This window comes from Nocardia wallacei, assembly GCF_029868745.1.
Lineage (GTDB): Bacteria > Actinomycetota > Actinomycetes > Mycobacteriales > Mycobacteriaceae > Nocardia > Nocardia wallacei_B.
This window is the reverse complement of record NZ_JARWOP010000120.1, coordinates 17,465-39,437: the sequence shown is the minus strand read 5'-3', so window position 1 is coordinate 39,437 and position 21,973 is coordinate 17,465. Positions and strand designations below refer to the sequence as shown.

At 69.1% G+C, this 21,973-nt stretch carries 19 protein-coding genes; 7 read left to right on the top strand and 12 right to left on the bottom strand.

The window, feature by feature from the left end; genetic code table 11:
- The 5 genes from atpB to QH470_RS09395 all read right to left on the bottom strand — a co-directional run bounded on the left by atpB (position 1) and on the right by QH470_RS09395 (position 5,797).
- Positions 1-765: a F0F1 ATP synthase subunit A gene (atpB, locus tag QH470_RS09415; protein ID WP_425302641.1), complete on the bottom strand. Its 765-nt coding sequence runs from the start codon at positions 763-765 to the stop codon at positions 1-3.
- Positions 762-1,112 (bottom strand): hypothetical protein, encoded by a 351-nt coding sequence (locus QH470_RS09410; RefSeq protein ID WP_280271899.1) that lies wholly within the window; start codon positions 1,110-1,112, stop codon positions 762-764. Before QH470_RS09410 ends, atpB begins: the two co-directional genes overlap by 4 nt.
- A gap of 422 nt (positions 1,113-1,534) precedes the next feature.
- The gene (locus QH470_RS09405; protein WP_280271898.1) at positions 1,535-3,655 is read right to left on the bottom strand and encodes a LuxR C-terminal-related transcriptional regulator; all 2,121 of its coding nucleotides are present in this window, start codon (positions 3,653-3,655) and stop codon (positions 1,535-1,537) included.
- 196 nt (positions 3,656-3,851) lie between these two features.
- A complete protein-coding gene (locus tag QH470_RS09400) occupies positions 3,852-4,793 on the bottom strand; it encodes a hypothetical protein (protein WP_280271897.1) in 942 nt (313 codons plus the stop codon).
- A gap of 2 nt (positions 4,794-4,795) precedes the next feature.
- A complete protein-coding gene (locus QH470_RS09395; protein ID WP_342228429.1) occupies positions 4,796-5,797 on the bottom strand; it encodes a 3-oxoacyl-ACP synthase III family protein in 1,002 nt (333 codons plus the stop codon).
- Positions 5,798-6,316: 519 nt separating this feature from the next.
- Between QH470_RS09395 and QH470_RS09390 the strand changes: the two genes are divergently transcribed.
- From QH470_RS09390 to QH470_RS09375, 4 genes are all read left to right on the top strand, one after another.
- The gene (locus QH470_RS09390) at positions 6,317-7,993 is read left to right on the top strand and encodes a fatty acid CoA ligase family protein (protein WP_280271895.1); all 1,677 of its coding nucleotides are present in this window, start codon (positions 6,317-6,319) and stop codon (positions 7,991-7,993) included.
- The gene (locus QH470_RS09385) at positions 7,990-8,271 is read left to right on the top strand and encodes a hypothetical protein (RefSeq protein WP_280271894.1); all 282 of its coding nucleotides are present in this window, start codon (positions 7,990-7,992) and stop codon (positions 8,269-8,271) included. The genes QH470_RS09390 and QH470_RS09385 overlap by 4 nt, the downstream gene beginning before the upstream one ends.
- Entirely contained in the window at positions 8,268-9,305 is a 1,038-nt protein-coding gene (locus QH470_RS09380) for an NAD-dependent epimerase/dehydratase family protein (protein ID WP_280271893.1), read from the top strand. The genes QH470_RS09385 and QH470_RS09380 overlap by 4 nt, the downstream gene beginning before the upstream one ends.
- Before the next feature lie 169 nt (positions 9,306-9,474).
- The gene (locus QH470_RS09375) at positions 9,475-10,305 is read left to right on the top strand and encodes an alpha/beta fold hydrolase (RefSeq protein WP_280271892.1); all 831 of its coding nucleotides are present in this window, start codon (positions 9,475-9,477) and stop codon (positions 10,303-10,305) included.
- A gap of 308 nt (positions 10,306-10,613) precedes the next feature.
- Here QH470_RS09375 and QH470_RS09370 read toward each other — a convergent pair whose 3' ends face one another.
- Complete coding sequence (locus QH470_RS09370) at positions 10,614-12,236, bottom strand: TerD family protein (protein WP_280271891.1); 1,623 nt, start codon at positions 12,234-12,236, stop codon at positions 10,614-10,616.
- Between the two features lie 157 nt (positions 12,237-12,393).
- Positions 12,394-14,544, bottom strand: a complete 2,151-nt coding sequence (pabB, locus tag QH470_RS09365; protein WP_425302640.1) for an aminodeoxychorismate synthase component I — start codon at positions 14,542-14,544, stop codon at positions 12,394-12,396.
- Positions 14,545-14,701: 157 nt separating this feature from the next.
- Here pabB and QH470_RS09360 point away from each other — a divergent pair, with 157 nt between their 5' ends.
- The 3 genes from QH470_RS09360 to QH470_RS09350 all read left to right on the top strand — a co-directional run bounded on the left by QH470_RS09360 (position 14,702) and on the right by QH470_RS09350 (position 17,278).
- The gene (locus QH470_RS09360) at positions 14,702-15,751 is read left to right on the top strand and encodes a phosphotransferase family protein (RefSeq protein ID WP_400183025.1); all 1,050 of its coding nucleotides are present in this window, start codon (positions 14,702-14,704) and stop codon (positions 15,749-15,751) included.
- A gap of 65 nt (positions 15,752-15,816) precedes the next feature.
- The gene (locus tag QH470_RS09355) at positions 15,817-16,650 is read left to right on the top strand and encodes a serine hydrolase domain-containing protein (protein WP_280271889.1); all 834 of its coding nucleotides are present in this window, start codon (positions 15,817-15,819) and stop codon (positions 16,648-16,650) included.
- Positions 16,651-16,744: 94 nt separating this feature from the next.
- Positions 16,745-17,278 (top strand): DUF3145 domain-containing protein, encoded by a 534-nt coding sequence (locus QH470_RS09350; protein WP_187684327.1) that lies wholly within the window; start codon positions 16,745-16,747, stop codon positions 17,276-17,278.
- A gap of 17 nt (positions 17,279-17,295) precedes the next feature.
- On the opposite strand, the gene QH470_RS09345 is transcribed toward QH470_RS09350, so the two are convergent.
- The 5 genes from QH470_RS09345 to QH470_RS09325 form a co-directional block, all read right to left on the bottom strand.
- Positions 17,296-17,535 carry a hypothetical protein gene (locus QH470_RS09345; protein WP_280271888.1) on the bottom strand — a complete coding sequence of 80 codons (240 nt, stop codon included), beginning with the start codon at positions 17,533-17,535 and terminating at the stop codon, positions 17,296-17,298.
- Between the two features lie 179 nt (positions 17,536-17,714).
- On the bottom strand, positions 17,715-19,145 hold the full coding sequence (locus QH470_RS09340) for an acyl-CoA carboxylase subunit beta (protein WP_280271887.1): 1,431 nt from the start codon (positions 19,143-19,145) through the stop codon (positions 17,715-17,717).
- Between the two features lie 129 nt (positions 19,146-19,274).
- Complete coding sequence (locus QH470_RS09335; RefSeq protein ID WP_280271886.1) at positions 19,275-20,525, bottom strand: KasA/KasB family beta-ketoacyl-ACP synthase; 1,251 nt, start codon at positions 20,523-20,525, stop codon at positions 19,275-19,277.
- A 12-nt stretch (positions 20,526-20,537) separates the two neighbouring features.
- Positions 20,538-20,840 (bottom strand): meromycolate extension acyl carrier protein AcpM, encoded by a 303-nt coding sequence (gene acpM / locus QH470_RS09330; RefSeq protein WP_187684323.1) that lies wholly within the window; start codon positions 20,838-20,840, stop codon positions 20,538-20,540.
- Positions 20,841-20,970: 130 nt separating this feature from the next.
- Positions 20,971-21,885 (bottom strand): ACP S-malonyltransferase, encoded by a 915-nt coding sequence (locus QH470_RS09325; protein WP_280271885.1) that lies wholly within the window; start codon positions 21,883-21,885, stop codon positions 20,971-20,973.
- Positions 21,886-21,973: the final 88 nt, after the last annotated feature.

Sequence of the window (21,973 nt, the reverse complement as noted above, 5' to 3'; positions counted from 1 at the left end):
TCAGTGGTCCTCGTGCTCCAATGCCATGGATTGGCTGAAATAAAGGACGGTCAGCAGCGAGAAGATGAACGCCTGAATGAATCCGACGAACATGTCGAACAGTTTCCACACGGCGTTGGGGCCCCAGCTGATCCAGAAGGGGAACAGCGTGATCACCGACAGCATCACGCCGCCGGCGAACATGTTGCCGAACAGCCGCAGCGAAAGCGAGATCGGTTTCGCGATCTCCTCGATGATGTTCACGAATACCATCGGCCCCCACCCGGTATGGCCCTTCAGCAGCAGCTTGCCGTGTGTGAGCGGCCCGCGCCGGGCGATACCCGCGCCCTGGTAGAAAGCGAAGACGAACAGCGCCAGCGCGTAGACGAAATTGACGTCGGAGGCCGGGGGCGCGATCAGTTCACCGTCGCCGTACTGCACCGGCAACACCGACAGCCAATTCGACAGCAGGATGAACGTGAACAGCGTGACCGCCAGCGGCAGCGCGAAGGGCGCGATCTTCATGCCGATCGCGCTCTCCACCTGATTTCGCATTCCGACCGTGACGGTTTCGAAGAACAGCTGCACGCCGTTGGGCACGCCGGACGTCAGTTTGATTCGCAGGGCGATCGCCAGTGCGATGACGATCAGCGCCGCGACACAGGTAGACACGACGGTGTCGACATTGAATTCCATGCCGAAGGCGTGCGCCACCGCGTGGTGACCGACCTTGATCTTCGGTTCGGATTCGCCTTCCTGGGCGAGCAGTACAGCGGGAGTCGTCATGGCAGCTGGCGGATCCCTTTCACTTCGGGCACGACGGTGAAGAGAATGTGGACGACCTGAAATACGGCCAGCCCGAAGAAGATTCCGATTCCGTCGGGCCGCGCCAGGAACGCCACCAGCAGGGAAAGCGCCGTGATACCGAACAGCCGCCCGGCGGTGGATACCGTCAGAGCCTGTTTGCTCGGCGCTTCCGACCGGGTTATGCGGGTGACCGAAGACCAGGTGAGTCGTGCATTCGCCCAGCCCAATCCGAGGCCGACGCAAGTGAATACACCCAGCAACAAATGATCCAATACGCCCGCCGCCATCAGAGCCAGCACGCCGACAGCAATCGCCACGATGGCCACACGCCGTATCCGGATCCTGTCGACATTCACCTACGACACCGCCCTCGCGTCGTCCCATTCCGTTATGGGAACTCGATCGATATCAGCATACACAGGCGAAGTTCGTTGGGAAGCACGCTTTTTGATCTTTACTTCAGTTGATCTTGAAGTGTTCTACAGCCACTGTTCCGCTACCATTACGGAACATTCCCCGTGTAAATCAATAGCAACGTCGCAGCACTCGTGTCGAGAATCCGTTGTGGCTTGTTGCGGTGGCCCTGCCCTTCCCGCCGCGATCGGAAAGGGCTGCGAACCGGCATAATTCGCTACCGCACCGCGAATCGAGACCGTGCCGAGAAAGCTAATCAACGGAGAATTGCGGACAATCGGGATCATATTCTCGAAATGCTCGCGAGCGCGGTGCGTTCGGGCCTCCGCCGCCCCTATCCGGCGGCCGATTCGGCTGTTTCGCGCACGGCCAGGACGAAACGCAACTCCCCGCGCCGGGCGACGCCGAGCTTGCGGTACACCCGGGTCAGGTGCTGTTCCACCGTGCTGGTGGTGATCTCGAGCAGGTCGGCGATCTCGCGGTTGCGTTTGCCCAGCGCGGCCAGTTCGGCCACCCGCCGCTCGGCGGGACTCAGCGCGTCGACGCGGCCGGGCGTCGCCCGCACCGGCGGTTGCGGCGCGGCGCTGGGCGGGTTGCGGTCGCCGCGCAGGCGCCGGACCAGGACGCCGGACCCGCACGACTCGGCCAGCCGGACCGCTTCCCGCAGCAGCGGCCTGGCCTTGTCGGCGTCGCCGATCGACCGATGGGCGCGGCCGAGTTCGCCCAGGGCCGTGGCCAGTTCGAGGCCGTCGGCGCCCGTGCGGGCCACCGCCACGGCGCGGCGCAGCAGCGGTACGCGGCGATGGGCGTCGCCGGTGGCGGCGAGCACCCGCAGCGACACTCCGCCGCTGGGATGGCGTTCCGGCCCGCCGATCAGCTCCAGGTGCACGGTCGCCAGCGCCTGGGCCCGGCGTCGCTCGCCGAGGTCGAGATAGGCCGTCGCCATGTCGTTGCGCCAAGGGATCAGCCAGGCGAAGTCCAGTCCCCACTGCCGCATCAGGGTGCCGCACTGGCGGAAGTGCCGCAGCGCCTCCGCCGGCCGCCCGGCCGCCAGGCAGTGCTGGCCGGAGGCCCGCAGATACGACAGCGCGAACCGCGACTCCAGCATCGCGCGCGGCACCGGACGGCGCAGCTGAGCGGCCGCCTCGAGGTGATTGCCCTGCGCGGTGAGCGCGCGCACCAGCACCGCGATCGGCCGGCCCGCCCACACCCCGAGATGTTCCGACGGCACCAGATTCAGCGCCAGCGTGGCGAATTCGACGGCCGCGGTGAGATTCCCGCGATGCAGCAGGGCGTCCGCGCGCAGGGCGGCGAAGATCGAGCACCAGGTCGGCGCGTGCCGGGCCTCGGCCTCGGCGAGCAGCGAGGCGCACCAGGCGTCGGCGGTGTCGAGACGGTCGGTGTGGATGAGGCAGTCGACGGCGGCGACCAGCGTCTCCACGGTGGCGGGGCCGAGCCGGTGACAGGCCAGGATGCGCTGAGCGGCGGCGGCCAGGTCGGCGGGCGGGTGCTGCACGTGCAGCCCGGTGAGCAGGTCCGCGGCCTGCCGATGGGGCGATTCCCGGTCGGCGGTGCTGCCCGCGCCGATCCGGACCCGGTCCGCGAACAGCCGGTGATGTCGCTCCAGATGGGTCGGATGGGTGTAGCGCAGCCACGCGCACAGGAAATCCACGCGCGGGCTGAAGGTCAGCGTGCCTGCCGGTCCACGGGCCAGCCTGGACAGCGCGTGGTCGGCGTGCTGCTGATAGCCGTGCCACAGCATGTGCAGTACGGCCGCGGGTAGTTCGGCATAGGGCACCCGGCCGGTGTAGAGCGCCGCCTTGAGGCGACCGAAGTTGCGGGTGCGGGTGGACGGATTGAGCCGCCACTCGACCGAGACCAGCCGCCCCGCGATCGCGGCGCGATTACCCGCGCGCCGACTGGCTCGGTACGCGAGTTCGAGTTGCTTTGCCGCACTGTCTATCTCATCGTCCGACAGGGCTTGGTCGGCCGAGGCCACCAGCACCTGGGCGGCCCAGGTGCTGCGTGCGTCACCGGCCGCCAGTAGTTGCCCGGCCACGACCGTACAGGGAAACCCGCTGCGATGCAGCAGTTCCGCCGCCCGGCCGTGCAATTCGCGGCGCTCTTCGTCCGGAATGTCCCGCAGGACGCGCGCCGCGATCGCCGGATGCGCGAAGCGCTCCTGCTCGACCCAGCCCGCCTCCGTGAAATCCGCTACGACACTGCGTATTCGGTCCGGCGCCAGCTCGGCCAGTGCGGCCGACAGCTGCACGGTGGCGGCGCCACCGAGCACCGCCACCGCCGAGGCGGCCCGCAGCCGCTCCGGATCGTCCCCCTGCAGCAGCGCGGTGATTGTCTCGTCCCCGTCGACTCGTCGCGGTCGCGCGGCGTGCTGCTCGCGCGGTGTGGCGACGATCGATGTCCGGACTCGGTCCCGAGCGACCGACCTCTGCATACTCCAGTCCCTTCATCGGTCGGATGTGCCCGACTGAAGGGAGTGTCGGCCCCGTCGGGGACCGGGTCTGGAGAAGCGGCATCATTGCGGCGGTGGATGTCTCGTGGACATCCGGATTCAGCCGGTGCACAGATCTATGGTGGCCGCCGAGGCACTCGCCCACCCTGGCCGGTGGCGGCTCACCGCGTGAATCATGCTACACGTCAATGTGTTTGGTCTGAAGCGAGTCCGCATTACCGGTCGGTTCGAGTGGTTGCGGCCGATACGCCAGGCAGGCCGCGGAACTGTCGTCGGCGGCCAGGAACAGCACGGCGCGCGCGGCGTCGAGCCGGCCCGCCGCGGCCGCGTCGAGATAGGCGTGCACCGGGGCCGCGGTGCACGGGTCGCCGATGTCCGGATCGACTCCGGCGATCGCCACCGACGGCACTCCCAGCCGGTACGCCAGCCGCTCCCGGAAGCCCGGCTCCGCGGCGGGTGCCAGCAGCACGGCGCTGCCGATGGCGAAATCGCCCCGGTCCAGTCCCTCGCCGGCGAGGCAGGCCAGGACCGCCTCGACCGCGTACGCCAGCGAGTCGCCGGATCCGGCGCGCAGCGTCAGGGCCGTGCGGCCCGCGGTGCCCGCGGCGGTCAGATCCACCCACGCGGTCGGCTCCGCGGCCCCCTCGGTCTGTGCGGTGTACAGGCGGCCGAACCCGCCCGCGCCCGGCGACGAACGCAGCAGCACCGCCGCCCCACCGGGGGTATAGGGAAAGCCTTCTACCACGCGCTCGGTGGACGGATGCGCGTCACCGGCGACGACCATCGCGTACTCGAATTCGCCGGGCGCCAGGAAGGTATGCGTGGCCAGCAGGGCGTGCACCAGGCCGCAGGCTCCGCTCATCAGGTCGAACGAGAAGGTCGGCACCCGCCCGGTCCGGTACTCCAGTCCGATTCCCAGCCGCTGCTGAATCAGCGCGGCGACCGCGGGTTCGGAGATGTTGCTGTCCCGGAAGACTCCGGCGTTGACCAGGACGCCCACCCGATCGGGCGAGACACCGGCCTGATCCAGGCACGACCGCCCGGCGCGGGTGGCCAGCTCGAAGTAGCTGCCGGTGTCCGGGTCCAAGCAGGTGGCGGCGGAAACGATGGCGGTACTCACGATCAGGCCTCCAGTCGGGAAATGGTCGCGGCGAGCTGGCCGGAGACGATGCCGGATGCCTCCGGAATCATCAGCACCTTCGAGCCGCGTGGAATCCGTTGCCGCGCAAGATGTTCGTGTAGCACCAGGAAGTGCGAGGTGGAGGCGGTGTTGCCGTACTCGTCGTAGACGTTGAGGGCCTGCGGCATCGGGGTGTCGAAATGCTGTGCGGCGAGCTGACTGATGTGCTCGATCGCGGGGCCGCTGAACTGGTGGTGGATCCAGTAGTCGTATTTCTCGCTCTCCCACGTCCGTCCGGTCTCGGTGAGGAAATCCGACATCCGGTCCAGGGCCTGCCGATACCTCTTCTCGCTGGCCAGTTGGCGATTGTCGGTGTACATCGCGATACCGGTGGTCTTGTCGCTGGGCATGCCCAGGCAGAATTCGGCGCCGTAGGCCGCGGTGGTGAGTTCGATGTAGTGGATCTCGTCGTGGTCGTCGCCGCGGTCGTCGACCACCACCGCCACCGCGGCGTCGCCGACGGTCAACGCCGCGAACTGGGGATCATACGGCTCGCTGATCTCGCGGGCCGCGGTGTCGGCGATGGGCGTGATCTGCTCGCCGCTGACCACCAGCCCGTTGCGGACCACACCCGCCTTGATCATCCGATCCAGCACCAGGACGCCGGTCACCATGCCCGCGCAGGCATTGGAGACGTCGAAGTGCAGGGCGCGGGTGGCGCCGATGGCGTTGCGCAGCATGAGTGCGAAAGACGGTGCGTAACAGAACTTGTCGGGCCCGCGGAAGCGGGTGATGGACACCGAGATCACCACGTCCAGTTCGTCGGCGCGATAATCGGAATGTCGCAGGCAGTCGTCGATCGCCCGCAGTGCCAGTTCGAACGACGATTCGTAGTCGTCCGGATCGGAATTGTGGACGTGGCGATTCTTGATCCCCGTAATTCGTTCCAAGTCCAGTGTTCGCGGAACGGACAGACTGGAGATCACGTCTTCGGTGGATCGCACGGTGCTGGGTGTGTATGCCCCCAGAGACTCGAAACGGGTACGCATGGCCCCCTACTCTCAGGATTGTTCAGCGAATGCGGTCGAATTCTGGTGCGGCGAATGGGTATTCGGAAGAATTTCCGATACCGGGTGCCGTGGTTGTCCAGTAGCCCCGATGCCGAAACGAACGTTACCAGGACCGGCCGACCGCGGACCGGGGGGGCCGGCGCTCGAATCCAGCTGGTAACCGGCGATTTTCCCGTCCACGTGGAGCAAAAGATCAGGTGGGCGGTGACTGCCGGGTAACCGCGCGCGGCGGCGCGATAGGGGGATATAGGGGGTATCTCGAAACTTGTTACGGTACCGTGCGACACACGTAATCTCCGGTGTGGCAAGCGATTCGAACGCCGACTACGGTAGCGAGCGGATCCGCGCTGCGGTAATCTCTCCGTATCTTTCTCGCATTCCGCGATAATTTCAGGGGGCCGCTGTGCCGAAATATGTATTCGCCATTCCCGCGCTCGGGCACCGGGCGGCGCCGTGAGCGCCACGGTCTACTGGCGCGCACTGGACCGATTCCGGGAAATCGTTGCGGCACATCCGAAACGGGAGGCCGTGATTTATCCCGCCGGCACCCGGCCCGGCGGGTTGCCGGAGTATCGACGGCTGTCCTACGCGGAACTGAACGACTGGTCCGCCGCGATCGCGGAGCGCTTCGCCGCCGCGGGCGTGGCGCGCGGTACCCGGACCATCGTGCTGGTGACGCCCGGTCCCGAGTTGTATGCCGTGCTGTACGGCCTGTTCAAGGTCGGTGCGGTGCCGGTGGTCATCGATCCGGGCATGGGCCTGCGCAAGATGCTGCGCTGCCTGCGGGCCGCCGATGCCGAGGCGTTCGTGGGAGTGCCGCAGGCGCAGGCGGTGCGGGTGCTGTTCCGCCCCTACTTCCGCAGGGTGCGCGTGACGGTCACGGTCGGCGGCCGGTGGTTCCGATGCGGGCCCACACTGGCGAGCTGGGGACGCGAGCCGCTTGCGGCGGAACCACTTCGGGAGCCTGCGCCGGACGACGATCCGCTGCTGATCGCATACACCACCGGCAGCACCGGCCCGGCGAAGGCGGTGGTGCTCACGCACGGGAACATCAGCGCGATGATCGATCAGGTCGACGCCGCGCGGGAGCGGATCGCCCCGGGGACATCGCTGATCACCGCGCCCGTCGCGGGCATTCTCGAACTGCTGCTGGGCTCGCGCTGTGTCCTGCCGCCCCTGATTCCCTCGCAGGTCGGCTCCACCGACCCGGCGCATGTGGTGGACGCGGTGAACCGGTTCGGGGTACGCACGATGTTCGCCTCGCCGGCGGTGCTGATCCCGCTGCTGCGCCATGTCGAGGAGCGCGGTGTGGCGCTGCCGAGCCTGCGGAGCGTCTATTCCGGCGGTGCGCCGGTACCGGATTGGTGCATCGCGGGTCTGCGGCGGGTGCTGCCCAGCGATGTCCGCGTGTACGCCGGGTACGGGGCGACCGAGGCGCTGCCCATGTCGACGGTCGAGTCGCGGGAACTGCTGGGCGGCCTGGTGGAGCGCGCGCACCGCGGCGCGGGTGTGTGCGTGGGCCGCCCGGCCAAGGACGTGCGCGCCCGTATCGTCCCGATCACCGACGAGCCGCTGCCCACGTGGGCGGACGTCCGGGCGCGGGAGTCGGATTCGGCCCTCTCGCGCGGCGTCGGGGAACTCGTGGTGGCCGGGCCGAATGTCAGCACCCGCTACTTCTGGCCGGAAGCGGCCAACACGATGGGCAAGATCGTCGACGGTCCCACGGTCTGGCACCGCACCGGCGACCTGGCCTGGATCGACGAGGAGCAGCGAATCTGGTTCTGCGGGCGCAAGAGCCAGCGCGTCCATACCGCCGCCGGACCGCTGTTCACCGTGCAGCTCGAGCAGGTGTTCAACACGGCGCCGGGAGTGGCGCGCACGGCGCTGGTCGGAGTGGGGGCTCGCGGCGCGCAGCGGCCGGTGCTGTGCGTCGAACTCGAGCCGGGCGCCGACGCCGGGCAGGTGGAAGCCGAACTGCGCTCCCGCCGAGAACGATTCGAGGTCGTCGCGCCGGTCCGGGAGTTCCTCTTCCACCCGGGTTTCCCGGTCGACGTCCGGCACAACGCGAAGATCGGGCGCGAGCGGCTCGCGGTCTGGGCACAGCGGCGGCTACGGAAGGAGAACGTGTGAAAACCCTTGCGCTCCGGGCAGTTCCGGTGCTGGGCTGGTTGTACATTTTCGCGGGACTGGTGGCGGCGCTCACGGGCCGGGCCCCGGCCAGCCGGGTGCTGCGCGCGCTGTGGTGGGCCGACATGTTCCTCAGCACGGTCGGGCACGCCGCGCAGATCCCGATCGCGCTGGCCGCCGACGAACTCGCCGGCCGCCCACGGCTCGAAACCGCCGCGATGACCCAGATTTTCGGGCTGACCTGGTGGCGGGCCCGGCCGCCTGCCGAGGAGGCGCGATGAAGGCATTGGTGACCGGGGCATCCGGATTTCTGGGCGGCGCGCTGGTCCGGCGGCTGGTGCGGGACGGGGCCTGCGAGGTGGCGATTCTGGTGCGGCCGACCAGCAATCTTCGCGATCTCGGTACGGCGGCCGACCGGGTCGAGCGCATCACCGGTGACCTGACCGATCCGGGTTCGCTGGACCGGGCCGCATCGAGCGTCGATGTCGTATTCCACAGCGCCGCAAGGGTTGACGAGCGCGGCACCCGGGACCAGTTCTGGGCGGCGAACGTGCGCGCGACCGAGCGGCTGCTGGCGTCGGCACGGGCGGGCGGCGCGTCGCGGTTCGTCTTCGTCTCCAGCCCCAGCGCACTGATGGACCGTGACGGTGGCGATCAGGTGGACATCGACGAGTCGGTGCCGTACCCACGCCACTATCTGAACCACTATTGCGAGAGCAAGGCGGCCGCCGAACGGCTGGTGCTGGCGGCGAACGCGCCGGGCTTCACCACTTGCGCGCTCCGGCCGCGGGCCATCTGGGGTGCGGGCGACCGGTCGGGCCCGATCGTGCGGCTGCTGGAACGCGCCGCCGCCGGAACGCTGCCGGACCTGTCGTTCGGCCGGGACGTGTACGCGTCGCTGTGCCACGTCGACAATATCGTCGATGCCTGTGTCAAGGCCGCTGCCTCGGACGATGTCGGTGGCAAGCCCTACTTCGTCGCCGACGCCGAACGCACCGACGTGTGGCGGTTCCTCGCGCGGGTCGCCACCGAACTGGGCTACCGGCCGCCGTCGCGGAAGCCGGATCCACGGCTGGTGCGCTCGGCCGTCGCGGTGATCGAGACGTTCCGGCGCGTGCCGTTCGTCGCGGCCCGCTGGACACCGCCGCTGTCGCGGTACACGGTCGCCGTCATGACACGCACCGGGACCTACGACACCTCCGCTGCCGCAAGGGATTTCGGGTACCGGCCGGTGGTAGATCGAGACACGGGGATGGCAGAACTGCAGAAATGGCTGCGCGACGAGGGCGTGCTGCCCGGGTTGACAGCGGATTAGCCTGGTGACCATCGAGAATGCCCCGCAGGCCAGGGGTTGTAGGGGCTTCTCGTGTTACGCGGGGTACCGGCTAGTATGGGTGCCACAGCCGCGCAGGGGGTATGTCGATACCGACGGCCCGAGGCCGGAGAGGCAATGCAGCATCGCTACTCAATGAGGAGAGCGCCCGATGCCGGTGTTCGACTACCACGGCGTGTCCATCGCGTACGACCACGCGGGATCCGGCGACCCGATTCTGTTCCTGCACAACATCGGTGGCGATCGCACCATCTGGTCGGAACAGTTCCGGGCGATGCGGCAGACGCATTCGGTGTATGCCCTGGACCTGATCGGTTACGGCGACTCCGACCTGCCCGACTCGGGATACACCATCGACAACTATCTGCGCATGGTGTCGGAATTCGTCGACGCCCAGGGGCTGCGCGACATCACCCTGGTCGGCCACTGTTTCGGCAGCGCGCTGTCGCTGCTGTACGCCCGCCGCAATCCGCAGCGGGTCCGGGCGCTGGTGCTGAGCAGCCCGCTCACCGCGGCCACGCTGCGGCCCACCCCGACCGGCTGGACGGCCCGTGCGGCGCGGTATCTGCGCGTCGAGTCGCTCGCCGGAATGACTCGGCTGCCCGGGGCGGTCGCCGGTCTGGTGGTGCGTGAGCAGTTCGGTTCGGTCGGGCGCGAACAAGGCGCCGAGTTCGCCGCCGGGCTGCGCCGGCGCTGGTCCGAACCCCGGCGCCTGCTGCCGGCGGCCGCCATTGCCCGCGACCTGCACCGTCTCGGCGAACTCGACCGATTCCGGCCCGGCCCGGCCTTTCCGCCGATCACCACGATCTGGGGCGAGCAGAACCGCATCCTCTCGCCCGCGGCGGGCGCCCGGCTCAACGAGACGCTCAATCCGGTCGCGGCCCTCAGCGTGCCGTCCTGCGGCCACCTGGTCATGCTGGAATCCCCCGAAACGGTCACCGCCGCAATCCATTCCGCGAACCGTGCCGCGCTCGCCAGCTGACCGGGCACATCTTTCCCGAGATCGGGTCAGCTCGATGACGATCTCCTGAACCGGATCGGCCCGCCGCTGCCGGGAACGTCAGCTGGGGCCGAGGCTGCGATCAGGGGCGGTCCGCGTGGGAACGATTTCGTCAGCAGCGAGAGGTTTCAGGGGCGAAGACGGGGAATCCCGGTACCAGGCGGGTGTCGAGACGGCAGGCGCGTGCAACGGCGCACGTGTCGGAGGTGGTGCCGGACAACGACGTGCGGCGCGCAACCGATCAACCTGGGCCGTCCACCGGGAACCCGCCTGGACAACTTGATAGTCGTTCAGATCCGTGAGCCCTTGGTGCGGTTGCAGGCGCGGCACAGAATCTGCAGGTTGGCCGCGCTCGTCGCGCCGCCGCGGCTGAGCGGGATGACGTGATCGAATTCGAGGTAGTGGGTGGCGCCGCACTCGCCGCAACGACCACCGTCGCGGCGCCAGACCTCGGCTTTGATCTCCGGCGGGATGGAGCGGCGGTCGCGGCGACCGGGCGCGAGGGCGAGCCGTTTGGCCACCCGTAGCGCACCCTCCATCGCGGCGGCCACCAGTTCCGCGTCGTCGACCTCGAAGTCGGCCCCGCCGCGCGCGGAGGTCGCCGAGATCGAGACGGTGCCCCCGGCGGCGGTGACGGACACGATGCGCGCCCACGGCAGTTCCACGCCCGCCTCGGGGCCGACGAACCGGAGCTTCTTGTTGGAGCAGATCAGCCGTCCCGCAGTGGTTTTCGGCCCGCGGGCCAGCCGCCGGACGCGGACCGCGGCGACGTCCACGTGGACCCGCTCCTCCGGGTCCAGATGCAGGTCGGCCGCGCGCACGAACGGCAGCATGCCGGCGCGCAACCGCGACAGTGCGCGGCCGCGATGCAGGCGGCGGCGCAGTTCGTCGACCGTCGGGCCGGTGAGCCGCAACGACTCGGCGACCGTCTCGAAGTCGTCCACGGTATCGGCGGTGACCTCGCCGTCGGCCCCGGCGAACGCGGTGAGCCGCTCGAGCCAGGCCAGGCCCGGATCCCGGAGCGCCGCTCGGCCGGTGTCGGGCGGGATGTGCCGATAACGCAGCGCGGTCCACAGGTCCGCCCACTCGGGCGAGCGCGGGCCGGCGCCGGTCAGGACGCGCCAGGCTCGGGCGCGCCAGCCGCGCAGGTACTCCGTTATCTCGGCGGCGCAGGCCCGGCACGGTGACGGAGGGCCGAGGACCCGCCAGCCGCGTCGCCGCCCGCATCGGTTGCAGGCGCGCGGGTCCGACGGCCGCGGCGGTGCGGTTTCCTCGGTCCACGCCGTGCCGTCCCACCAGCGCAGCGCGGCGCTGCCACCGGGATCCGGATGCCAGTCGGGACGGTCGGAATCCGTTGGGGGCGAGAAGATTTCGCACACTCGATCATCGACGGTGGTGCGGTGCAGTGAGACGGACCGGCCCGGAGGGACGCCGAAATCGGTGAAAAGCTCCGTGAGCCCGGCCTTTCCGAGGCCACCGCCGCGAAACCACCAGCGATCCTCGCCTCGATGGAACTCGCCGAGCACCATCGCCCGCACGCCCGTCGAGGCCGCGATATCGGCCCGCGCCACCAGCCCGGCGGCGTCCTCGACGCTGATCGTGAGCCCCGGCACCGCGGCCAGCTCGCCCTCCTCGATCGAACCCGCGACCACGATGCGCGTGACCTCGGCCGGTGTGCGTGGCAGCGACACCGACAGCCGCGCGGTCCCCGGCAGCGGCTGCTGATCCAGCGTGACGGCCTGCGACGGATGCCGGGGCGCGTTGAAGTACACCGCGTCACGCTCGGACCGGACTCGCCCGCTGTCCGACAGCAGCAGGGCGTGCGCGTCCACCGTGTGCCCCGACCGCCAGGAGAGCAGCACGGTGAGCAGCGAGGTCGGTACCGGCGTGGAGCCGCTGTGGGTGGCTGTCATCGTGATCCGAACTATGCCAGGGGGTGCCGACATGCCGGAAACTCGACGCCTCCGCTGGTGGAGCGCGCGTTCAGGAGGACGCCACGGCGGGATTCGACCGCCGTGGGGCCGCGCCCCCGCCCCCCGCCGCGGGGGGCGGGGGCCCCCACCGGGGGGATTAGGGAGGGGCGGGGGGGTGGCGCCCCAAGGCGCCCCCCCCGGGGGTATTCCCCCGCCGGGCCGCCGCGACCGCTCGCAGCGCGGCGGCGGCCTTGAGCACCATCTCGTGGTATTCCGCCTGCGCGTCGGAGTCCAGCACGATGGCCCCGCCCGCCCCGATCCGCCACTGCCCGCCGTACCGGACCGCGGTGCGGATGACGATATTGAGATCGGCCGTGCCGTTCAGCCCGAGAAAGCCGATGGTGCCCGAATACACCCCGCGCGCTTCGGTTTCCAGCCCGTCGATGATCTCCATGGTGCGCAGCTTGGGCGCACCGGTCATCGACCCGCCGGGGAAACACGCACGCAGGCAGTCGATCACGTCGACCTCCGGGCGCAACCGGCCGCGCACCGTCGACACCAGCTGGTGCATGGTCGCGTAGCTCTCGGCGGTCATGAGTTCGGGCACGTGCACGCTGCCGATCTCGCAGACCCGGCCCAGATCGTTGCGCAGCAGGTCCACGATCATCAGGTTCTCGGCGCGGGTCTTCGGATCCAATTCCAATGCGCGGCGCAGGTTCTCGTCCGCTGCCGGGGTGTGCCCGCGCGGTGCGGTGCCCTTGATCGGCTTGCTTTCCACCATCCGGGTGCGGTTCACCTTCAGGAACCGCTCCGGCGACGAGCACGCGACCTCGAGGTCGCCGAAGCGCAGGAACGCGGCGTAGGGGGCCGGGTTGCGGTGGCGCAGCAGGCGATACACCGCCGCGCCGTCCGCGTCGTCGGCGACGCGCACGTTGTCGGTGAGATTGACCTCGTAGGTCTCCCCGGCCCGCAACTGTGCCCGGATGGCCTCGATATCGGCCAGATAGCGCTCGCGGCCGCGCCCGGCTCCGGCGGCGATCTCCTGTTCGTCGGCGGGCAGCGGCAACGGCTCGGGCTCGGACCAGGCGGGCAGCGTGCCGAGCAGGGCGCGGGTCTCGGCAAGCCAATGCTGGTTGGCCGCAAGGGAATCCGAGTCCGTGAGGGCGATCAGGTGGGTGCGTCCCGCGAGGTGATCGATGACGATCAGGCGGTCGGCGAAGATCCACTGCGCGTCGGGAGTGGGGGAGCGGTGCGCGGCGGCGCCCCCGCAGTCGGCCTTCACCTCGTAACCCAGGTAGCCGACGTATCCGCCCGCGAAATCGAAAGGCACATCGGGTAATCGGGCCGTTCGCCGGCGTAGGCCGTCCGACAGATAGTCGAGCACCGTTCCGGCGACCACGCGCCGCCCCGCCCGCGACCGCACCTCCACGCATCCGTCGCCCACCCGGTACCGCACCACCTCGGCCAGCGGCCCCGCCGCGTCGCCGAGGAAGGAGAACCGGTCCAGCCCCGGCTCCACATGCGCGCTGTCGAGCCAGAACGCGTCCGCCGAGGCCGAGTACAGCGCCCCGAACACCGCCTCGCCGTCGACCGCCCGCCCCACCACCTCGTGCAGCACCCGCAACTCCACGCGTTCCGCGGGTTCTGCTCGCGGAACGCTCCCGCGCGACGCCTCGACCGAAGCACGATCGGGGCGTCGCCCGGGTCTGTGGCGGACGGCGTGGTCGCGGGTGAGCCGGGCGAAGTTGCGGAGTAGCGCGGCGCCGTGCTCGCTGGAGACCGATTCGGGGTGGAACTGCACACCCCACTGCGGCCGGTCGCGGTGCCGGACGCCCATGACGACGCCGTCGGGAGAGGTCGCGGTGATCTCGAGGGCCTCGGGCAGGGGCTGGGCCGCGCACAGCGAGTGATACCGCACCGCGGTGAATCCGGCGGGCACCCCGGCGAACAGATCCCGGCCGTCGTGGGTGATCCGGTCGGGGTGGCCGTGCCGGGCGGACGGGGCCGCGGTCACCGTCCCGCCCGCCGCCAGCACGATGCCCTGGTGTCCCAGGCACACTCCGAGCAGCGGGAGGTCGGCCTCGGCGATGAGGCGTCGCGAGATGCCGAAATCGCGAGGCACGTCCGGGCGGCCCGGGCCGGGAGAGATCACGATGTTGTCGAAGCCGGTCAGCGCCGGCACCTCGGCCGCGTCGTTGCGGACCACGACCGGTTCGAGGCCGTTCACCTCGGCGATGAGCTGATAGAGGTTGTAGGTGAACGAGTCGTAGTTGTCGACGAGCAGCGTGCGCAGGGGTGGAACGGTCACCGACAAGACCGCCGTATGCTGCGGCTCCCGTACCGATGGGAGCGGGTCGTGCTCATGATGTCACCGTATCCGGTGTGGGCGAACCGCCCGCACACCGCATTGATGGCGGATGCCTTCAGTTGCTTGTGGTCGTTGGTGCAGAATGTGGGGCATGTCTGTGGTGCAACCGGCCGAAGTGGACCGTGACGTCGTCGACTTCACCATCGTCGGAAAATGGATGGATGAGCAGGGCTTGCCCGGCGGCGAGTTCGAGCACGTGACGGCGCTGGGCGGTGGCACCCAGAACATCATGCTGAGATTCGCCCGCGGCGGGCGCGACTACGTACTGCGCCGCGGCCCGAAACACCTGCGCCCCAAGAGCAATGAGGTGATCCGGCGGGAGGCCCGGCTGCTCGGGGCGCTGACCGGCACCGGGGTGCGCGCGCCCGAGGTGATCGCCGCGTGTCCCGACGAATCGGTGCTCGGCGCGGTGTTCTATCTGATGGAACCGATCACCGGATTCAATCCGCAGAACGAGCTGCCCGCGCTGTACGCCGACGATCCGGAGGTGCGGCGGCAGATGGGGCTGTCGGCGGTGGAGGCCATCGCGCGTCTCGGCGCGCTGGACTATCGGGCGCTCGGACTGGCCGACTACGGCAAACCCGAAGGCTTCCTGGAGCGGCAGGTCTCGCGCTGGCTGGGCGAACTCGAGTCCTACAGCACCAACGAGGGCTACCCGGGACCGGAGATTCCGGGCGTCGAGCGGGTCGGCGACTGGCTCGACCGCAACCGGCCCGCCGACTGGCGGCCGGGCATCCTGCACGGCGACTGCCATCTGGCGAACATCATGTTCTCCTACGACCGGCCCGAGGTCGCGGCGCTGGTGGACTGGGAGATGTCGACCATCGGTGATCCGCTGCTGGACCTGGGCTGGCAGATCGCCACCCGGCCGGAGCCGGGCGGCACGAGGAGCACGCTGATCGGCAAGCTGGGCGAGGTCGGCGGGCTGCCGACGCCGGAGGAGATGATCGAGCACTACGGGCGATTCTCCGACCGCGATCTGAGCAACGTCACCTGGTATACGGTGCTGGCCTGCTTCAAGCTCGGCATCGTCCTGGAGGGCACGCACGCTCGCGCCTTCGCGGGCAAGGCGCCCAAGCAGGTCGGTGATTTCCTGCACGCCGTCACCCTCGAGCTGTTCGACATGGCGCGCGACCTCATGGAGTGAAAATCTCAGCGGGACACGCCGATCCCGTTGTGGGGGCGGGGAAGGCGGGTCGTAGGCTCGTGCGGGTGCGAGCGCTGGAACAGATTCGGGAGTGGCCGGTTCGGCATGCCGCCGCCGGGGTGGTGGCCCCGCAGGGCAGCATCGGGGTGGAGGGCGACGGGGAGCGGGTCTTCGCGCTCGCCTCGGTGACGAAACCGCTTGTGGCATACGCGGTTCTGGTGGCCGTGGAGGAGGGCGCCATCGAACTGGACCAGCCGGCCGGGCCGCCGGGATCGACGGTGCGTCACCTGCTGGCGCACACCTCCGGGCTGGCCTTCGACACCAACGTGATCATGGCCCAGCCGGGGGATCGGCGCATCTACTCGAGTTCCGGATTCGAGTGCCTCGCGCAGTTCGTGACCGACCAGACCGGAATCGACTTCGCGGATTATCTGCACGAGGCAGTATTCGAACCACTCGAAATGAAATCCTCCGTCCTCACCGGCTCTGCCGGACACGCGGCGCGCTCCTCGCTACACGACATGTTGCGTTTCGCCGGTGAGTTGCTGCGACCCACACTGGTTTCCGGGCAAACGCTGGCCGAGGCCACCGAGACGCAATTTCCCGGCCGTAACGGGGTGCTGCCCGGGTACGGCACGCAACGCCCCAATGATTGGGGTCTGGGATTCGAGATCCGCGACCACAAAACTCCGCACTGGACCGGTGCCGCCAACTCGCCACGCACCTACGGGCACTTCGGGCAGTCCGGCACGTTCCTGTGGGTGGACCCGGCGCTAGGGGTGGCCTGCGTGGCCCTCAGCGACGAGAATTTCGGCGACTGGGCCCGCGCGGTGTGGCCGACGTTCAGCGACGCGGTGATCGACGAAATCACGACGTCACGCGACACGGCCGAAAAGTAACACCCGTAACACCGGGCACTCCAGTAAACTCGGGCAACGCACCGGCTCGACGGGATGTTGGGGAAGACGTCCTACGTCGAAGCTGGAGGTACAGGTGCGCGCATCGAATCAGTTCGCTGACGCGACGTCTGGTGTGGTGTACATCCATGCGTCGCCGGCGGCGCTGTGCCCGCACATCGAGTGGACGCTCTCGTCGACATTGAAGGCCCCCGCGAAATTGCGCTGGACATCGCAGCCCGCCGCACGGGGCCAGTTGCGCGCCACCACCGACTGGGTCGGGCCGGTGGGCACCGGATCTCGGATTGCTACCGCTTTGCGGGCATGGCCGGTACTGCGTTTCGAAGTCACCGAGGATCCCAGCGAAGGCGTCGACGGCGAACGCTACAGTTTCGCTCCCGGCCTCGGTCTGTGGCGCGGCGCCACGGGCGCCAACGGCGATGTGATGGTGGGAGAAAACCGCCTGCGGGAAATAGTGCGGGTCGCGCGCGAGCGCGGCCGGCACACCCCGGCGGAGATCGCCGCCGAGATCGACAACGCCCTCGGCACCCCCTGGGACGACGACCTCGAGCCCTTCCGCTGGGGCGGCGAGGGCGCCGAGGTCACCTGGCTGCGGCGCGACGTGGGCTGAGCGGAGGCCACTGCCCCTCAGCTGTCCGGCGAGCCCTCGTCTCCCCGGAGTAGGCGTAGTTCCTCGGCCATAGCCCGCATCTTCTCGCGCACCAGATGTTCCAGCTCGATGACCTCGTGCCGGATGGCGATCTGCTCGTACTGCATGAGCACGTAGTCGTCGCGGAGGCGGCGGTAGTCGTCGTGCGCCTGTTCCAGCGCGTGCTGCGCGGCGAGCAGGTCGGTGCGCATCTCGGCGAGCTGTTCTTCCGCGTCCATGTGATCCCCCTCGATAGTGCCGCGGTGTGTGCGGACGTCTGGGAGCCTACGCGCCGAACGCGACAGCGACCCGGCTCGCGACGGAGGTTGTCCACAGCCCGCGAGTAGTCCACAGGGCATACGACAAAGGGGCGAGCGGCCCGGAGCACCGGACCGCCCGCCCCTTGCGGCACAACCGTTTACAGCGGGATGTTCTTGTTGTTACTGGCCTTCGCCGGCGCCGAGGCCAGCGCGGCGGCGATGGTGGAGCGGGTCTTGGCGGGGTCGATGACCTCGTCCACGACACCGATGGCCAAGGCCCGGCCGACACCGCCGGCGATGGCCTCGTGCTCGGCGGTCAACCGCTCGATCAGCGCCTCGCGCTCCTCCTCCGGAGCCTTGGCGATGGCCTTCTTGTGCAGGATGCCGACCGCGGCCTTGGCGCCCATGACGGCCACCTCGGCCTCCGGCCAGGCATACACCGCGGTCGCGCCCAGCGAGCGGGCGTTCATGGCGATGTAGGCGCCGCCGTAGATCTTGCGGGTCACCAGGGTGACGCGCGGAATCTGCGCCTCGGCGAAGGCGTGCAGCAGCTTCGCGCCGCGGCGCACCACACCCTCCCACTCCATGCCGACACCGGGCAGGTAACCGGGCACGTCGGTGACGACCACCATCGGAATGCCGAAGGAATTGCACAGCCGCACGAAACGCGCTGCCTTCTCGGCACTTTCGGAGGTGAGGCAGCCGCCCATGCGCAGCGGATTGTTCGCGAGCACACCGACGGTCCGACCGCCGAGCCGGCCCAGGCCGGTGACGATGCTGCGCGCGTAACCGCCTTGCAGCTCCTCGAAGGAGGACTCGCCGTCGACATTGTCGAGCAGCTCGTGGATGACCGGCTTGATGTCGTAGGCGCGCTTGGCCGACGCCGGCAGCATCGCCTTCAGGTCGACGTCGCCGTGCTGGGCGGCGGTCATATCGAACTCGCCCTGCTCGGCGAACATCGAGACCAACCGGCGGCCGCGGTGCATGGCGTCGTCCTCGTCGTCGGCGACGATGTGGCACACGCCGGACTTCTTGCCGTGCGTGACCGGGCCGCCGAGCGTCTCCATGTCGACGTTCTCGCCGGTCACCGACCGCACCACGTCGGGGCCGGTGACGAAGATGCGGCCCTGGGGCGCCATGATCACGACATCGGTCAGTGCCGGACCGTAGGCGGCGCCGCCGGCGGCGAAGCCGACCACCACCGAAATCTGGGGGACCAGGCCCGACGCGCGGACCATGGCCTCGAACACGGTGCCGACGGCGTGCAGCGCCTCGACGCCCTCGGCCAGCCGGGCGCCGCCGGAGTGCCAGATGCCGACGACGGGGATCTTGGATTCGATCGCGGTGTCGATCGCGTCGACGATGTGCTTGCAGCCCTCGACGCCCATGGCGCCGCCCATGACGGTGGCGTCGGAGCAGTAGGCGACGGTGCGGACACCGTCGACCTCACCGATCGCGGCCAGCACGCCGGACTTGTCACGAGGATGTAGCGGGAGAACGGTGCCGGGGTCGAAGAAGCGCTGCAACCGACCCAGTGGATCCCGGGGATCGGTAGTGGCGTCCGCCGCGGCGGGGGCCATGATGGTCATCGCGTTCTCTCCTCGAGGGAATGTGGAGTCGCTCACGCGGCTGCGAATGTGGAAGCCCCGGTGGGGTTTTCGCGGGTTGTCCGCTACCGGAAACCCCACCGGGATCGCTGTGGAATTGACCGATACGGGTCAGTACCGGCCGAAGGCGAGCGCCACATTGTGCCCACCGAAACCGAACGAGTTGTTGATCGCGTACTCGATCTCCTGCCGGCGGGCCTCGCCGTGCACGATATCGAGGTCGATCTCCGGATCCTGGTTCTCCAGGTTCAGCGTGGGCGGCACGATGCCGTCCCGGATGCTGAGCACGGTGAGCACCGACTCGAGGGCGCCGACGGCGCCGATCGAGTGGCCCAGGGCGGACTTGGGCGCGTAGACCGAGGCGTGGTTGCCGACGGCCTTGGTGATCGCGTTCGCTTCCGCCGTGTCACCGATCGGTGTGGCGGTCGCGTGCGCGTTGATGTGCGTGATGTCCTGCGGCGACAGCCCCGCCGAACGCATCGCGCGCTGCATGGCCCGCGCCGCGCCGTCACCCGTGGGATCCGGTGCGACGAGGTGGAAACCGTCCGAGGTGATGCCCGCACCCAGCAGCCGCGCGTGGATGGTGGCCCCGCGCGCCTTGGCGTGCTCCTCGGTCTCGATGACCATCAGCGCGCCGGCCTCGCCGAAGACGAAACCGTCACGGTCCTTGTCGAACGGCCGCGAGGCCGCCTTCGGATCGTCGTTGCGCGTGCTCATCGCCCGCATCATGGAGAACGCCGCGATCGGCACCGCGTCGATGTAGCCCTCGACGCCACCGGTGACGACGATGTCGGCGTCGCCCATGACGATCATCCGCCATGCGTTCGCGATGGCTTCCGAACCCGACGAACACGCCGAGACCGGTGTGACCACTCCCGCCCGGGCCTGCAATTCCAGACCCACCACGGCGGACGGCCCGTTCGGCATGACCATCTGAACTGCCAGCGGCGAGATCTTGCGGTAGCCACCGTTCTTCAGTTTGTCGACCGAGTCGATGAGCGCGTCGCCGCCGCCGAGGCCGGTGCCGATGGCGACGCCGAGACGCTCCTTGTCGACATCCGGCGCACCGGCGTTCTCCCAGACTTTCTTGCCGAGGGCGAACGCCAGCTGTTCGACGTAGGACATGCGCCGACGCTCGACGCGCGGGATCTCATCCTCGAGATTGAGCTTGATCCGGCCGCCGATGCGCACCGGGAGCTGGTACTCCTCGATGAAGTCCCCGTCGAGAACGTCGATGCCGCTCTCGCCGTTGAGGAGACCCTTCCACGTCGTATCGACGTCGCCCGCGATCGACGTGGCCGCCGCCAGGCTCGTTACGACGACGTTGGGAAAGTTCCCGTTCAAGGTGGAAGGAGTGGTCACGGTATCGGGCCCTTACTCGCCCTGGCCGAACTTGGCCTTGAGCTCCTCGGCCGCGTCGGCGTTCTCGGCCTCGAGCTTCTGGATGTAGTTGACCGCGTCACCGACGGTCTTGAGGCTGGCGAGATCCTCGTCGGGGATCTTCACGCCGTACTTGTCCTCGGTCTGCACCGCGATCTCGACCATCGACAGCGAGTCGATGTCCAGGTCGTCGACGAAGGACTTCTCGATCGTCACCTCGGAGGGCTCGATGCCGGTCACCTCTTCGATGATCTTGCCGAGCTCTTCGACGATCTGTTCCTGGGTCAGAGCGGCCACTTGGTGGCTCCCTTCTTATTACTCTCGGGGGGTCCGATGGTTTTCGGTCTGTTTTCTTTGTCGATCCGAGACGCCCGGGCGTTTCCGTCCGTCTCATTCGCGGCCGCATCGTTGCGCACCGCGTGGAAAGCTAACCGTTTGCCGACAGTTCGGCCAACGCGGGGATGTCTTCGGGGGTCTTCAGGGCCAGATTCGGGGTGCCCTTCAGCTCCCGCTTGGCGATGCCGACCAGGGTTCCGGCCGGTGGCAGCTCGGCCACCGCGGAGACCCCTGCCGCGCGCACCGTCTCGGTGCACAGGTCCCACCGTACGGGTCGGGTGACCTGCGCGGCGAGCTTGTCGACGGCGTCGCGCCCGGAGGTGACCGGCTTGCCGTCGAAGTTCGACAGCAGGGTCCGGGTCGGCTCGCCCGGGGTGATCTGGGCGATGGCCTCCGCCACGGCGTCCTGGGCCGGAGCCATGAACGCGGTGTGGAAGGCGCCGGCGACGGGCAGCGCGCGGATGCGTGCCTTCTCCGGCGGATTCGCCGCCAGCTCGGCCAGCGCGTCCAGCCGGCCCGCCGCCACGATCTGGCCGGCCGCGTTGCGGTTGGCCGGGACGAGGTCGAGTTCGGCGAGCCGGTCGAGCACGGCGGCCTCGTCGCCACCGAGCACGGCGGACATGCCGGTCGGTTCCAGCGCGCACGCCTTGGCCATCTCCGCACCACGGATGGCCGACAGCGTGACGGCCTCGTCGGGGGTGATGACCCCCGCGATGGCCGCGGCGGCGAACTCGCCGACCGAGTGGCCGGCGACGAGGGTGTCCGCCGGAACCGAGGCGTCCGAGATCTCCGCGTAGGCGAGCAGCGCCGCGGCGACCACGAGCGGCTGAGTCACCGCCGTGTCCTTGATCTCGTCCGCGGTAGCGGTGATGCCGAGCTGCACCAAGTCCAGGCCGGAAGCCTTGGACCACAGTTCGAGACGGTCACGCGCGCCGGGAAGATCGAGCCAAGGCGCGAGCATGCCGGGTGTCTGGGAGCCCTGTCCTGGGGCGTACAACGCGATCACGCCTCTAACAAAACACCGTGGAGGGCCTCCGGCGAGATGTCGACGCCGATGAAGGTTTCGGACCGCTTTTGTGTGGACCCCACAAAAC

Coding starts and splice junctions, on each gene's coding strand:
- atpB (WP_425302641.1), bottom strand. CDS start 765: ATGACGACTCCCGCTGTACTGCTCGCCCAGGAAGGCGAATCCGAACCG.
- QH470_RS09405 (WP_280271898.1), bottom strand. CDS start 3,655: ATGCAGAGGTCGGTCGCTCGGGACCGAGTCCGGACATCGATCGTCGCC.
- QH470_RS09380 (WP_280271893.1), top strand. CDS start 8,268: ATGAAGGCATTGGTGACCGGGGCATCCGGATTTCTGGGCGGCGCGCTG.
- QH470_RS09375 (WP_280271892.1), top strand. CDS start 9,475: ATGCCGGTGTTCGACTACCACGGCGTGTCCATCGCGTACGACCACGCG.
- QH470_RS09370 (WP_280271891.1), bottom strand. CDS start 12,236: ATGACAGCCACCCACAGCGGCTCCACGCCGGTACCGACCTCGCTGCTC.
- QH470_RS09345 (WP_280271888.1), bottom strand. CDS start 17,535: ATGGACGCGGAAGAACAGCTCGCCGAGATGCGCACCGACCTGCTCGCC.
- QH470_RS09340 (WP_280271887.1), bottom strand. CDS start 19,145: ATGACCATCATGGCCCCCGCCGCGGCGGACGCCACTACCGATCCCCGG.